Here is a 14676-nt window from a genome sequence, read left to right on the forward strand (position 1 = left end):
CTACTACCCTGAGCACGCACTGTCGTGCGTACTCAATAAAACTTTACTTCTTCCAGATTGTTAAAGAACAGAACAACAGTTAATCTCTAAAAGATCAAACCTAAACCCGATGGCTTACGTTTGCACTTTCAGTATTTCGGTACCGAATGAATGGTGGAGGATGACGGGATCGAACCGACGACCCCCTGCTTGCAAAGCAGGTGCTCTCCCAGCTGAGCTAATCCCCCTGGGTGTGACTGGTAGGGCTGGTTGGGCTCGAACCAACGACCCCCGCGTTATCAACACGGTGCTCTAACCAGCTGAGCTACAGCCCCGAAACTGTGTTCTTTGTTCAACAGTCGATAAGTGTGAGCGCTTGATGACTGGTCAGTTAAGACCGGTGCTACTCTAGAAAGGAGGTGATCCAGCCGCACCTTCCGATACGGCTACCTTGTTACGACTTCACCCCAGTCACGAATCCTACCGTGGTAAGCGCCCCCCTTGCGGTTAAGCTACCTACTTCTGGTAAAACCCGCTCCCATGGTGTGACGGGCGGTGTGTACAAGACCCGGGAACGTATTCACCGCGACATGCTGATCCGCGATTACTAGCGATTCCAACTTCACGCAGTCGAGTTGCAGACTGCGATCCGGACTACGATACACTTTCTGGGATTAGCTCCCCCTCGCGGGTTGGCGGCCCTCTGTATGTACCATTGTATGACGTGTGAAGCCCTACCCATAAGGGCCATGAGGACTTGACGTCATCCCCACCTTCCTCCGGTTTGTCACCGGCAGTCTCATTAGAGTGCTCAACTAAATGTAGCAACTAATGACAAGGGTTGCGCTCGTTGCGGGACTTAACCCAACATCTCACGACACGAGCTGACGACAGCCATGCAGCACCTGTGTTACGGTTCTCTTTCGAGCACACCTCGATCTCTCGTGGCTTCCGTACATGTCAAGGGTAGGTAAGGTTTTTCGCGTTGCATCGAATTAATCCACATCATCCACCGCTTGTGCGGGTCCCCGTCAATTCCTTTGAGTTTTAATCTTGCGACCGTACTCCCCAGGCGGTCTACTTCACGCGTTAGCTGCGTTACCAAGTTAATTAAAACCCGACAACTAGTAGACATCGTTTAGGGCGTGGACTACCAGGGTATCTAATCCTGTTTGCTCCCCACGCTTTCGTGCATGAGCGTCAATCTTGACCCAGGGGGCTGCCTTCGCCATCGGTGTTCCTCCACATCTCTACGCATTTCACTGCTACACGTGGAATTCTACCCCCCTCTGCCAGATTCAAGCCTTGCAGTCTCCATCGCAATTCCCAGGTTGAGCCCGGGGCTTTCACGACAGACTTACAAAACCGCCTGCGCACGCTTTACGCCCAGTAATTCCGATTAACGCTTGCACCCTACGTATTACCGCGGCTGCTGGCACGTAGTTAGCCGGTGCTTATTCTTCAGGTACCGTCATTAGTGGGAGATATTAGCTCCCACCGTTTCTTCCCTGACAAAAGAGCTTTACAACCCGAAGGCCTTCTTCACTCACGCGGCATTGCTGGATCAGGCTTGCGCCCATTGTCCAAAATTCCCCACTGCTGCCTCCCGTAGGAGTCTGGACCGTGTCTCAGTTCCAGTGTGGCTGGTCGTCCTCTCAGACCAGCTACTGATCGTAGCCTTGGTAGGCCTTTACCCTACCAACTAGCTAATCAGATATCGGCCGCTCCAGGAGCATGAGGTCTTGCGATCCCCCACTTTCATCCTTAGATCGTATGCGGTATTAGCGTAACTTTCGCTACGTTATCCCCCACTCTTGGGTACGTTCCGATATATTACTCACCCGTTCGCCACTCGCCGCCAGGTTGCCCCGCGCTGCCGTTCGACTTGCATGTGTAAAGCATGCCGCCAGCGTTCAATCTGAGCCAGGATCAAACTCTTCAGTTTAATCTCTGTTTGTCGAGGACACTGCTGCCCTCGAATCCGTCCCACTGGTCCGGATTCGCTCACTCAAAATACTGACCGTTATCTCATTGCTGAGACAACGCTATTTCTTTTTTGTGAACATTTGATAATTTAAGTAATCAGTGACCGAAGTCACTGGCACCTTCATCAAACGCCCACACTTATCGACTGTTAATTTTTAAAGAACTTGTTTGGAACTGCCTTACTGTGTTCTGCGAATCGTTTTGTTCGTCAGCAGCAGAGAAGCGAGAGTATGCAGTGTTTCGTTTGCGTCGTCAACTTCTTTTTTTTCTACTTCGTTGCTGTTAGCAAAGAAATTACGTATCTAACACCTTGATTACGTTAACCTTTTGCAGACAGCGCCGAAGCGGACGCGAATTATAGCCAAGGCCTATCCGGCTTGGCAAGTGCTTTTCACCGCGCATGCATAATGTTTCTCTCCCGCCTCAAAAACGATAACGACCGGCAAAAAACGGGCGATCACTGCGGCATTCGTTTCCGCATGCGACGACACCGTTGACGCGGTAAAACTGCCACCGCCCGCCAGGGCCATCGGCAACATCAGCTGGTCCGCCAGGTGTTCGCCGACCGCCGCATCGGAGGCGCGATATTCCAGCGCCTGGCCGATCGCCTCCTGCGCAACGGCCTCCGCCCTTAGCGCCTTGGCGCCGAATCCTGCAAACACTTCGGTGACCTGTTCATGCTCGAGCGTGATCAGCACTGCGTTGCCCGCCCCCTGCTCACCGGCGAGGCGATGCATGCGCAGCTGCGCTTCTTCCCATCCCATCGCGGTGCCGATGCAGCCGAGTTCACGCGTGCCGACACTTGGCGGCAGCCCTGCGACAAAAGCGTCGGCGTATCCGGCGACGAGCCGGCCCCGCTCGTTTAATACGATCTGCCGCAGCTGCGCACAGGGCTTGACGGTCGCGACAACTTCGCCTCCGCCTGCCGGATAGAAGCCATAACGAATTAATTTGACGTCGACCTCCGCACCCATGCGCGCCAGCAGTGGAAGATATGCCTGCTGCAGGAACTGGACCGGGGGCGCCATCACATTGTGGGTGCCGCCTGTAATGCGGATGGTCGATGGCTGCTCCGCATACAGCAAGGCCAGCACGATCGTTTGCAGCACAAGCGTGCAGCTGCCGGCCGTGCCGATGGCGAAATGGTAGTCGCCGCCCTTCACGCGGCCCGGAATGAAACCCAGTTCCGATGAACCGAGTTCCGCCCCCGTGACCGTCGCACCGGATATCCGGGCGGCCGCCTGCACCGCCACCAGGTGCTGCCGCATCAGTCCTGGTTTCGCGCGGTTCGCACGGATGCGGGTGATCCGGAATGGCTGCCCGGTGATCATCGACAGCGCAAGCGCGCTGCGCAGGATCTGGCCGCCGCCTTCGCCGGCGGCGCCATCGAGTTCGATCATCGTCCCTCCTTCTTCTTGTTATTTTTGGGTGCGCAGGGATCAGCCCTTCACGCACACTACCTGCTTGAGCGTGTGGACGACTTCGACCAGGTCGCGCTGCGCGTGCATCACCGCATCGATATCCTTGTAGGCCATCGGGATCTCGTCGATCACGTTGGCGTCCTTGCGGCACTCCACGCCTTCGGTCGCCTTGACCTGGTCCGCCAGGGTGAAACGGCGCTTGGCTTCGGTGCGGCTCATGGTCCGGCCCGCACCATGGCTGCAGCTATTGAAGCTCTCCGGATTCCCTTTACCGCGCACGATAAAACTCTTCGCGCCCATCGAACCCGGAATGATCCCCAGCTCGCCGGCACGCGCCGAGACCGCACCCTTGCGGGTGACCAGCACGTCCTTACCGAAGTGGCGCTCCTTCTGCACATAATTGTGGTGGCAGTTCACCGCTTCCACATGCGTCTCGAAGGGCTTCTTGATTACCGTGCGCACGGCGGCGATCAGGTTCTGCATCATGACCTCACGGTTCATGCGCGCGAACTTCTGCGCCCAGCTCACCGCTTCGATGTAGTCGTCGTAATGCTGCGTTCCTTCGGACAGATAGGCCAGGTCGCTGTCGGGCAGGTTGACGAAGTGACGGCGCATGTCCTCTTTGGCCAGCTCGATGAAATAGGTGCCGATTGCGTTGCCGACGCCGCGCGAACCCGAGTGCAGCATGAACCAGACGAAGCCGACTTCATCCAGGCAGACTTCGACGAAGTGATTGCCGCTGCCGAGCGTTCCGAGATGGCGGTAGTTGTTCGTGTTGCGCAGCTTGGGCGTCTTCAGGCAGATCGCATCGAACTCGCCTTTTAACTGGGTCCATGCGGCATCGACCGGCGCCGGCGGGTTTTGCCAGGAGCCTTCGTCGCGGCCGCGGTGGCCGCGCGTCTTCGGCGACATCCCGTGCGGAATGGCGCGTTCGATCGCGCTACGCAGGATTCCCAGACTGTCCGGCAAGTCGTTTGCGCTCAGGGTCGTCTTCGCGGCCATCATGCCGCAACCGATATCGACGCCGACCGCCGCGGGAATCACCGCGCCGAGCGTCGGCACGACGGTGCCGATGGTCGAGCCTTTGCCGAGGTGGACATCCGGCATGACGGCGATGTGCTTGTACACGAAGGGCATCTTCGCGGTATTGGCCAGCTGCTGCTTGGCAGACTCTTCCACCGGCACGCCTTGCGTCCACATTTTCACGCGGCTTCCGTCGGGGATATCCATGACATCGTAGGTTTGCTTGTTCATCGTTTTCATTTTTCTGAAGTGGAATGGCCGCGCCATCGGGTTCATCATCGTCTCGTTGCTGCCTACTCTATTGCAAGCGGCGTGCCAGGAGCGGCGGCTTGCCTGCAGCTTGCACCAAGTGGCTGATTTCGCGGGGATTTACGACATTTGCGGAATTTTCTCCTCGTCTCGACCGGAATACGATTTGCTGATAAGTTATCCAGCTATATAAATATTTATATGAATATGAAAAAGAAGAAAATCGTCGTCCTCGGTTTCATCGGTACCAAGCTCGACAATTACCGCGGCCAGTCGCGCTGGGACAAGTGGCGGCCCAGCATCGCGTTGACCCAGCAGCCCGATGTCTCCATCGCCCGTTTCGAGCTGATGTACAACGGGAATGTGGAGAGTCTGGTGAACCAGGTCGCTGCCGACATTGCCGCGGTGTCGCCGGAAACGCAGGTCGTCGCGCATGCGCTCGAGATGCGCGACGCCTGGGATTTCGAGGAAGTGTATGGCGCGCTGTTCGACTTCGCAAAAGCCTATCCCTTCGATCCGGACAACGAGGATTACTGGATCCACATCACGACCGGCACCCACGTGGTCCAGATCTGCCTCTTCCTGATGACCGAAGCGCGCTTCTTTCCCGGCCGCCTGGTGCAGACCTCGCCGCCGCGCTCACCGGGTGCCGGCACGGCCGGCAGCTATGCGCTGATCGACCTCGACCTGTCGCGCTACGACCAGATTGCCCAGCGTTTTACGCGCGAGCAGATGGAGGGCGTGGCCTTCCTGAAGTCGGGCATCGCAACCCGCAATCCGGATTTCAACGCCATGATCGAGGAGATCGAGCGCGTTGCGATCCGTTCGCGCGCGCCCATGCTGCTCATGGGCCCAACCGGCGCCGGCAAGTCCTTCCTGGCGCGCCGCGTATATGAACTGGAAAAAGGCGCGCCACCAGGTCGACGGCCGCTTCGTCGAACTCAATTGCGCGACCCTGCATGGCGACGGCGCGGCGTCGACCTTGTTCGGACATATCAAAGGGGCGTTCACAGGCGCGGCCTCGGATCGGCCAGGCCTGCTCAGGAGCGCGCACAAGGGCGTGCTCTTTCTCGACGAGATCGGCGAACTCGGCGCGGACGAACAGGCGATGCTGCTCAAGGCGATCGAGGAGAAGCGCTTTCTGCCGGTCGGCAGCGACAACGAGGCGCAAAGCGACTTCCAGCTGATCGCCGGCAGCAACCGCGACCTGGCGCAGGAAGTCGTGGCCGGGCGTTTTCGCGAAGACCTGTACGCGCGCATCAACCTGTGGACCTATGCCCTGCCCGGCCTGCGCGACCGGGCCGAGGATATCGAGCCGAACCTCGATTACCTGCTTGCCCAGTACGGCGCGGAGAACGGCCAGATGGTGCGCTTCAACCGCGAAGCGCGCGCACATTACATGCGCTTCGCCCGTGCCCCCGAAGCGCTGTGGACGGGGAACTTCCGCGACCTGTGGGCATCGGTCACGCGCATGGCGACCCTGGCGCAGTCGGGGCGCATCACCGAAGCGATCGTCGACGACGAGACCGCGCGCCTGCAGCGCTTGTGGCGGCCGCATGCGGGACGTAGCGGTCCGGACGAGGTCGTGCTGGAAGACTTGATCGGCGCGGAGGCGGCCAGCCGGCTCGACCTGTTCGACGCCATGCAGCTGCAGGCAGTGGTCAAGGTCTGCCGCCAATCGAAAAGCCTGTCGGATGCGGGCCGCAAGCTGTTCGGCGTATCGCGTGGCGCCAAGAGCAAGCCGAACGACGCGGACCGGCTCAAGAAATACCTGGCGCGCTTCGGTCTCGGCTGGGACCAGCTGTTCGCCTGAGAGGAACTGCCGCGTTTTCTGACTGTCGTATGGTAGCCAGCAGTATGTGCGGGCGCGACGAACATGCCAGAACTGGGCGGCACTTGTCCATCCGAGGTTCCGTTAATCGGGGGGAATGCGAGGACGGCGAGTGCTCGCCCAGCCCATAAGCAAAAGCTCGAGACGAAAAAAAACCCCCATCTGCACTATGCGCGATCTTGAGCGCGCATAGGCTGGTGGGGGTTTTTCTCTACAACATATAACTAGCCTGACGATAACCTACTTTCACACTGGTTGCAGCACTATCATCGGCGCAAAGTCGTTTCACGGTCCTGTTCGGGATGGGAAGGGGTGGGACCGACTTGCTATGGTCATCAGGCATAACTTGTACGAGCTGTGTCCGCTGGTGCGAACAAGGCTCTGAATCTGGAAGAAGTAGGTTTTTGGTAGTGGTGCGTATCAACAAACAGCACTGTAATCTTACTTTTATAACCTGCTAAGGTTATAGGGACAAGCCGTACGGGCAATTAGTACTGGTTAGCTTAATGCATTACTGCACTTCCACACCCAGCCTATCAACGTCCTGGTCTCGAACGACCCTTCAAGGAGCTCAAGGCTCCGGGAAATCTCATCTCAAGGCAAGTTTCCCGCTTAGATGCTTTCAGCGGTTATCTCTTCCGAACTTAGCTACCCGGCAATGCCACTGGCGTGACAACCGGTACACCAGAGGTTCGTCCACTCCGGTCCTCTCGTACTAGGAGCAGCCCCCTTCAAATTTCCAACGCCCACGGCAGATAGGGACCAAACTGTCTCACGACGTTTTAAACCCAGCTCACGTACCACTTTAAATGGCGAACAGCCATACCCTTGGGACCGGCTACAGCCCCAGGATGTGATGAGCCGACATCGAGGTGCCAAACTCCCCCGTCGATATGAACTCTTGGGAGGAATCAGCCTGTTATCCCCAGAGTACCTTTTATCCGTTGAGCGATGGCCCTTCCATACAGAACCACCGGATCACTATGTCCTACTTTCGTACCTGCTCGACTTGTCGGTCTCGCAGTTAAGCACGCTTATGCCATTGCACTATTAGCACGATGTCCGACCGTACCTAGCGTACCTTCGAACTCCTCCGTTACACTTTAGGAGGAGACCGCCCCAGTCAAACTGCCTACCATGCACTGTCCCCGATCCGGATAACGGACCAAGGTTAGAACCTCAAACAAACCAGGGTGGTATTTCAAGGATGGCTCCACGAGAACTGGCGTCCCCGCTTCAAAGCCTCCCACCTATCCTACACAGATTGGTTCAAAGTCCAATGCAAAGCTACAGTAAAGGTTCATGGGGTCTTTCCGTCTAGCCGCGGGTAGATTGCATCATCACAAACATTTCAACTTCGCTGAGTCTCGGGAGGAGACAGTGTGGCCATCGTTACGCCATTCGTGCAGGTCGGAACTTACCCGACAAGGAATTTCGCTACCTTAGGACCGTTATAGTTACGGCCGCCGTTTACTGGGACTTCAATCAAGAGCTTGCACCCCATCATTTAATCTTCCAGCACCGGGCAGGCGTCACACCCTATACGTCCACTTTCGTGTTTGCAGAGTGCTGTGTTTTTATTAAACAGTCGCAGCCACCAGTTTATTGCAACCCATTCACCCTTCCACAGTAAAGTGGTCAAGCTACAAGGGCGTACCTTTTCCCGAAGTTACGGTACCAATTTGCCGAGTTCCTTCTCCCGAGTTCTCTCAAGCGCCTTAGAATACTCATCTCGCCCACCTGTGTCGGTTTGCGGTACGGTCTCGTATGACTGAAGCTTAGAGGCTTTTCTTGGAACCACTTCCGATTGCTTCGCAGCACAAGGCCGCTCGTCCCACTCCCTTGAATTCCGCGCCCGGATTTGCCTAAGCGCCTTCTATGAAGCAGAAACTGACTATTCCAACAGTCAGACAACCTTCCGCGATCCGTCCCCCCATCGCATCATACGACGGTGCAGGAATATTAACCTGCTTCCCATCAGCTACGCATCTCTGCCTCGCCTTAGGGGCCGACTCACCCTGCTCCGATGAACGTTGAACAGGAAACCTTGGGCTTACGGCGTGGAGGCTTTTCACCCCCATTATCGCTACTCATGTCAGCATTCGCACTTCTGATACCTCCAGCATCCTTCACAAGACACCTTCGCAGGCTTACAGAACGCTCTCCTACCATATGCTTACGCATATCCGCAGCTTCGGTGACTGGCTTAGCCCCGTTACATCTTCCGCGCAGGACGACTCGATCAGTGAGCTATTACGCTTTCTTTAAATGGTGGCTGCTTCTAAGCCAACATCCTGACTGTTTTAGCCTTCCCACTTCGTTTTCCACTTAGCCAATCTTTGGGACCTTAGCTGGCGGTCTGGGTTGTTTCCCTCTTGACGCCGGACGTTAGCACCCGACGTCTGTCTCCCAAGCTCGCACTCATCGGTATTCGGAGTTTGCAATGGTTTGGTAACTCGCAATGAGCCCCTAGCCATAACAGTGCTCTACCCCCGATGGTGATACTTGAGGCACTACCTAAATAGTTTTCGGAGAGAACCAGCTATTTCCAAGTTTGTTTAGCCTTTCACCCCTACCCACAGCTCATCCCCTAATTTTTCAACATTAGTGGGTTCGGACCTCCAGGGCGTGTTACCGCACCTTCATCCTGGCCATGGGTAGATCACTTGGTTTCGGGTCTACACCCAGCGACTGTCGCCCTGTTCGGACTCGATTTCTCTACGGCTCCCCTATTCGGTTAACCTCGCCACTGAATGTAAGTCGCTGACCCATTATACAAAAGGTACGCCGTCACGGAACAAGTCCGCTCCGACTGTTTGTATGCACACGGTTTCAGGATCTATTTCACTCCCCTCCCGGGGTTCTTTTCGCCTTTCCCTCACGGTACTGGTTCACTATCGGTCGATTACGAGTATTTAGCCTTGGAGGATGGTCCCCCCATGTTCAGACAGGATTTCTCGTGTCCCGCCCTACTTGTCGTACGCTTAGTATCACCGTTCAGATTTCGTGTAAGGGGCTATCACCCTCTATGGCCAACATTTCCAGGTTGTTCCACTATCCGATCGACTATCACGTACAGGCTCTTCCCATTTCGCTCGCCACTACTTTGGGAATCTCGGTTGATTTCTTTTCCTGCAGCTACTTAGATGTTTCAGTTCGCCGCGTTCGCTTTGCATGCCTATGTATTCAGCATGCAATGACCTAAAAGGCCGGGTTTCCCCATTCGGAAATCTGCGGATCAAAGCGTGTTTGCTCGCTCCCCGCAGCTTATCGCAAGCTACTACGTCCTTCATCGCCTGTAATCGCCAAGGCATCCACCATGTGCACTTATTCGCTTGTCCCTATAACGTTAGCTCCTGGCGACTAACCAGGAAGCGTTTATAAGAATAAGAGTACAGCTTGTTGCATGTTTGCTGATTTGTACTACTACCCTGAGCACGCACTGTCGTGCGTACTCAATAAAACTTTACTTCTTCCAGATTGTTAAAGAACAGAACAACAGTTAATCTCGAAAAGACTAAACGTAAATCTAACGACTTAAGTTTAGGCTTTTGGTGGAGGATGACGGGATCGAACCGACGACCCCCTGCTTGCAAAGCAGGTGCTCTCCCAGCTGAGCTAATCCCCCTTGGGTATGCCAATAACTTGGTAGGGCTGGTTGGACTCGAACCAACGACCCCCGCGTTATCAACACGGTGCTCTAACCAGCTGAGCTACAGCCCCGAAACTGTGTTCTTTGTTCAACAGTCGATAAGTGTGGACGTTTAATGATGAAGCTTTCGCTTCCGGTGCTACTCTAGAAAGGAGGTGATCCAGCCGCACCTTCCGATACGGCTACCTTGTTACGACTTCACCCCAGTCACGAATCCTACCGTGGTAAGCGCCCCCCTTGCGGTTAAGCTACCTACTTCTGGTAAAACCCGCTCCCATGGTGTGACGGGCGGTGTGTACAAGACCCGGGAACGTATTCACCGCGACATGCTGATCCGCGATTACTAGCGATTCCAACTTCACGCAGTCGAGTTGCAGACTGCGATCCGGACTACGATACACTTTCTGGGATTAGCTCCCCCTCGCGGGTTGGCGGCCCTCTGTATGTACCATTGTATGACGTGTGAAGCCCTACCCATAAGGGCCATGAGGACTTGACGTCATCCCCACCTTCCTCCGGTTTGTCACCGGCAGTCTCATTAGAGTGCTCAACTAAATGTAGCAACTAATGACAAGGGTTGCGCTCGTTGCGGGACTTAACCCAACATCTCACGACACGAGCTGACGACAGCCATGCAGCACCTGTGTTACGGTTCTCTTTCGAGCACACCTCGATCTCTCGTGGCTTCCGTACATGTCAAGGGTAGGTAAGGTTTTTCGCGTTGCATCGAATTAATCCACATCATCCACCGCTTGTGCGGGTCCCCGTCAATTCCTTTGAGTTTTAATCTTGCGACCGTACTCCCCAGGCGGTCTACTTCACGCGTTAGCTGCGTTACCAAGTTAATTAAAACCCGACAACTAGTAGACATCGTTTAGGGCGTGGACTACCAGGGTATCTAATCCTGTTTGCTCCCCACGCTTTCGTGCATGAGCGTCAATCTTGACCCAGGGGGCTGCCTTCGCCATCGGTGTTCCTCCACATCTCTACGCATTTCACTGCTACACGTGGAATTCTACCCCCCTCTGCCAGATTCAAGCCTTGCAGTCTCCATCGCAATTCCCAGGTTGAGCCCGGGGCTTTCACGACAGACTTACAAAACCGCCTGCGCACGCTTTACGCCCAGTAATTCCGATTAACGCTTGCACCCTACGTATTACCGCGGCTGCTGGCACGTAGTTAGCCGGTGCTTATTCTTCAGGTACCGTCATTAGTAAGAGATATTAGCTCCCACCGTTTCTTCCCTGACAAAAGAGCTTTACAACCCGAAGGCCTTCTTCACTCACGCGGCATTGCTGGATCAGGCTTGCGCCCATTGTCCAAAATTCCCCACTGCTGCCTCCCGTAGGAGTCTGGACCGTGTCTCAGTTCCAGTGTGGCTGGTCGTCCTCTCAGACCAGCTACTGATCGTAGCCTTGGTGAGCCTTTACCTCACCAACTAGCTAATCAGATATCGGCCGCTCCAGGAGCATGAGGTCTTGCGATCCCCCACTTTCATCCTTAGATCGTATGCGGTATTAGCGTAACTTTCGCTACGTTATCCCCCACTCTTGGGTACGTTCCGATATATTACTCACCCGTTCGCCACTCGCCGCCAGGTTGCCCCGCGCTGCCGTTCGACTTGCATGTGTAAAGCATGCCGCCAGCGTTCAATCTGAGCCAGGATCAAACTCTTCAGTTTAATCTCTGTTTGTTGGCATTGCTGCCACCCTTATTGCTAAGGGGTCGCTCACTCAAAATACTGACCGTTATCTCATTGCTGAGACAACGCTATTTCTTTTTTGTGAACATTTGATAATTTAAGTAATCAGTGACCGAAGTCACTGGCACCTTCATCAAACGCCCACACTTATCGACTGTTAATTTTTAAAGAACTTGTTCGGTACTGCCTTGCTGTGTTCTGCGAATCGTTTTGTTCGTCAGCAGCAGAGGAAGAAGAGTATGAAGCAATTTCTGTTTCTCGTCAACTTCTTTTTTGCTACACCGCAGAGTCTGCGGCCCTCGTTGCATCTTCAACTACTTGATTTCGTTGTCGTTTTTCCGAGGAGGCGAATTATAGCGAACCGGGTGCGATGTTGGCAAGGCCCGTTCTGAACTTTCTACAACAGCCAGTCAATGGGCAGGATGGACAGGATCTTCACCCCTGCCCGCTTCCAGATGCTGGTTCCCGGTTCCGCGTCATGGCGCAGGGTTTTACCGTCGGCGCGCTCGATCCAGAACAGCCTGCCCGCTTCATCGAGGCGCACCTCGTAGGCCCGTTCCGGTATGCGGGTGTCCAGCACCTGGCTTAATTGCTGCGCCATGCGCGGGCTGTCGATCACGAAGCCCATCTCGGTATTCAGGTCGATCGAACGCTGGTCCATATTGAACGAGCCGACAAAGACACTGCGGCCGTCGACGCCGAAGGTTTTGGCATGCAGGCTCGACGCGGAACTGCCAAAGCGCCCGCGCCCGCTGTCGGGAAGGTCGGCGCCCCAGCTGCGCCGCAGCTCGAACAGGGAAACACCGGCGCGCAGCAGGTCGTGACGCCATTTTGCATAGCCGGCATGAACCACAGCGACGTCGGTCGCCTCCAGCGCATTGGTCAGCACACGGACCCTGGCGCCGCTACGGGCGAGATCGACCAGGGCTTGGGCGCCGTCTTTACCCGGCACGAAATACGGCGACACCAGGTCGAGCTGATGCGCGGGCCTGCCCCACAGGCGCCGCAGCTTTACTGCCAGGCGGTCCTCAGGCCTGGAGGTGCCGGCCGCTTTGGCCGGATCGTCGCTGACGAGCCTGACCGTGTTCCACTCGAGTGGCGCCTGTCCCGCGTTGATCTGCGCGACAAACGCGGAGCTGCGGATCGCCTCGATATAGCGCTGCGCTTCAGCCTGGCCGCGCAGTTGCGCCGCGCGCCCGGCCAGAGCGCCGCCCGGCTCGGCGTCGCGGGCGTCGACCAGGTCTGCTACCGGATAGGCGGAGGCGCTGTTCCAGTAGCGATCGAAATCGCGCGAGGTCTCAGGCACCACCGGCCCGACCGCGAGCACGTCCAGGTCGACAAACAGCACGTCGCCCGCCGCGCCGAAATACTCGTCGCCGATATTGCGGCCGCCGACGATCGTCGCCTGGTTGTCGGCCGTGAAGGATTTGTTATGCATGCGCCGATTCAGGCGGCTGAATTCGAACACGAAGCCCAGGCTGCGCCAGGCACGGGTGCTGAACGGGTTGAAGAGCCGGATCTCGATATTCGGTTCGGCATCGAGCGCGGCCAGCATGGGATCGAGCCCGGCGGTGTTGTTATCGTCCAGCAGCAGCCGCACGCGCACCCCGCGCGCCGCCGCGCTGCGCAGCTCGTCGAGCAGCAGCACGCCGGTGAGGTCATCGCGCCAGATATAGTATTGAACGTCGAGACTGCGCTCGGCGCTGCGCGCCAGCAGCACGCGCGCGGCAAAGGCGTCGCGCCCGTCGGGCAAGGACAGCACACCCGAGCGTTCCGGATGCGCCGCGGCCAGCGGCGCGATCGCCTGCCCCAGCCGGGTGCTGCCGGTGTCGGCCAGCGCCTGCGTGACGGTGCGCTCCCCTGGCGGCGGCAGGGAGACGCAGCCGGCGCCTGTCGCCACGACGATGACGAGCGCCGCGCCCCCTCTCGAGAAGGCCCGGGCGCGCATCGCTTACATGCCTTCGAAGTTGGCTTTGCGCTTGGCGAGGAAGGCGGCCATCCCCTCCTTCTGCGCGGGCGTGCCGAAAGCGGCGTGGAAGAAGCGGCGCTCGTAGCGCACGCCTTCGGTCAGCGTCGTCTCGAACGCGCGGTTCACCGAATCCTTGATCGCCATCGCCACCGACACCGGCATCTCGGCAATGGTCGCCGCTACTTTCAGGGCCTCTTCCATCAGCTGCTCGGCCGGGAAGATGCGCGACACCAGGCCGGTGCGTTCCGCTTCCGCCGCATCGATCATGCGCGAGGTCAGCAGCATGTCCATCGCTTTCGATTTGCCGATCGTGCGCGGCAGGCGCTGGGTACCGCCCGCGCCTGGGGTCACGCCGACCTTGATTTCGGGCTGGCCGAACTTGGCGCTGTCGGCGGCGATCAGGAAGTCGCACATCATCGCCAGTTCGCAGCCGCCACCCAGGGCATAGCCGGCGACCACGCCGACGACAGGTTTGCGCACGTTCAGGATGTGTTCCCAGTTGCGGCCGATGTAATTGCCCGGGTAGGTGTCGGCATACGTGTAGTTGGCCATGGCCGCGATGTCGGCGCCTGCCGCGAAGACCTTGTCGCTGCCGGTCAGGACGATGACATTGACCCCTGGGTCGGCATCGAACTTGTAGAGCGCGTCGCCCAGTTCGTTCATCATGTTGTCGTTCAGCGCGTTCATCGCCTTCGGGCGGTTCAGGCGAATCACGGCTACCTTGCCGTGGTTTTCGATCAGCAGGTCTGCGTATTCCATGGGGCACCTTTATATATAGGGATTGATCAGTGCCGCGATTGTAGCGCCAACCCGGCCAGGAAAGGCAGGTATCATTGCGTTTTAAGCAAGTTCGCAACGAGTCCG

General features: G+C 56.9%; 4 protein-coding genes, 4 tRNA genes, 4 rRNA genes and 1 pseudogene. 1 reads left to right on the forward strand and 12 read right to left on the reverse strand.

Features of this window, described 5'->3' with window-relative positions; translation table 11 throughout:
• Positions 1 to 151: 151 nt before the first annotated feature.
• The 5 genes from NMB41_RS21290 to NMB41_RS21310 all read right to left on the reverse strand — a co-directional run bounded on the left by NMB41_RS21290 (position 152) and on the right by NMB41_RS21310 (position 4640).
• Positions 152 to 227: transfer RNA gene (locus tag NMB41_RS21290), tRNA-Ala, on the reverse strand.
• 10 nt (positions 228 to 237) lie between these two features.
• Positions 238 to 314, reverse strand: a tRNA-Ile gene (locus NMB41_RS21295).
• A 77-nt stretch (positions 315 to 391) separates the two neighbouring features.
• A 16S ribosomal RNA gene (locus NMB41_RS21300) occupies positions 392 to 1924 on the reverse strand.
• Positions 1925 to 2333: 409 nt separating this feature from the next.
• The gene (gene rtcA, locus NMB41_RS21305) at positions 2334 to 3365 is read right to left on the reverse strand and encodes an RNA 3'-terminal phosphate cyclase (RefSeq protein WP_494379779.1); all 1032 of its coding nucleotides are present in this window, start codon (positions 3363 to 3365) and stop codon (positions 2334 to 2336) included.
• Between the two features lie 39 nt (positions 3366 to 3404).
• Positions 3405 to 4640, reverse strand: a complete 1236-nt coding sequence (locus tag NMB41_RS21310) for an RtcB family protein (RefSeq protein WP_494379780.1) — start codon at positions 4638 to 4640, stop codon at positions 3405 to 3407.
• 225 nt (positions 4641 to 4865) lie between these two features.
• Here NMB41_RS21310 and rtcR point away from each other — a divergent pair.
• A pseudogene (rtcR, locus tag NMB41_RS21315) lies at positions 4866 to 6471 on the forward strand (RNA repair transcriptional activator RtcR).
• A 245-nt stretch (positions 6472 to 6716) separates the two neighbouring features.
• Here rtcR and rrf read toward each other — a convergent pair.
• The 7 genes from rrf to NMB41_RS21350 all read right to left on the reverse strand — a co-directional run bounded on the left by rrf (position 6717) and on the right by NMB41_RS21350 (position 14571).
• Positions 6717 to 6829: ribosomal RNA gene (gene rrf / locus NMB41_RS21320) — 5S ribosomal RNA — on the reverse strand.
• 127 nt (positions 6830 to 6956) lie between these two features.
• A 23S ribosomal RNA gene (locus NMB41_RS21325) occupies positions 6957 to 9830 on the reverse strand.
• Between the two features lie 211 nt (positions 9831 to 10041).
• Positions 10042 to 10117: transfer RNA gene (locus NMB41_RS21330), tRNA-Ala, on the reverse strand.
• 18 nt (positions 10118 to 10135) lie between these two features.
• Positions 10136 to 10212: transfer RNA gene (locus tag NMB41_RS21335), tRNA-Ile, on the reverse strand.
• A gap of 77 nt (positions 10213 to 10289) precedes the next feature.
• Positions 10290 to 11822: ribosomal RNA gene (locus tag NMB41_RS21340) — 16S ribosomal RNA — on the reverse strand.
• Together the 16S, 23S and 5S rRNA genes with 2 tRNA genes alongside form the textbook arrangement of a ribosomal RNA operon.
• A 418-nt stretch (positions 11823 to 12240) precedes the next feature.
• The gene (locus NMB41_RS21345; RefSeq protein WP_494379781.1) at positions 12241 to 13791 is read right to left on the reverse strand and encodes a phospholipase D family protein; all 1551 of its coding nucleotides are present in this window, start codon (positions 13789 to 13791) and stop codon (positions 12241 to 12243) included.
• Positions 13792 to 13794: 3 nt separating this feature from the next.
• On the reverse strand, positions 13795 to 14571 hold the full coding sequence (locus NMB41_RS21350; protein ID WP_494379782.1) for an enoyl-CoA hydratase: 777 nt from the start codon (positions 14569 to 14571) through the stop codon (positions 13795 to 13797).
• Positions 14572 to 14676: the final 105 nt, after the last annotated feature.

This window comes from Massilia sp. FBCC-B171, assembly GCF_059134155.1.

Coding starts and splice junctions, on each gene's coding strand:
- rtcA (WP_494379779.1), bottom strand. CDS start 3,365: ATGATCGAACTCGATGGCGCCGCCGGCGAAGGCGGCGGCCAGATCCTG.
- NMB41_RS21310 (WP_494379780.1), bottom strand. CDS start 4,640: ATGAACAAGCAAACCTACGATGTCATGGATATCCCCGACGGAAGCCGC.
- NMB41_RS21345 (WP_494379781.1), bottom strand. CDS start 13,791: ATGCGCGCCCGGGCCTTCTCGAGAGGGGGCGCGGCGCTCGTCATCGTC.
- NMB41_RS21350 (WP_494379782.1), bottom strand. CDS start 14,571: ATGGAATACGCAGACCTGCTGATCGAAAACCACGGCAAGGTAGCCGTG.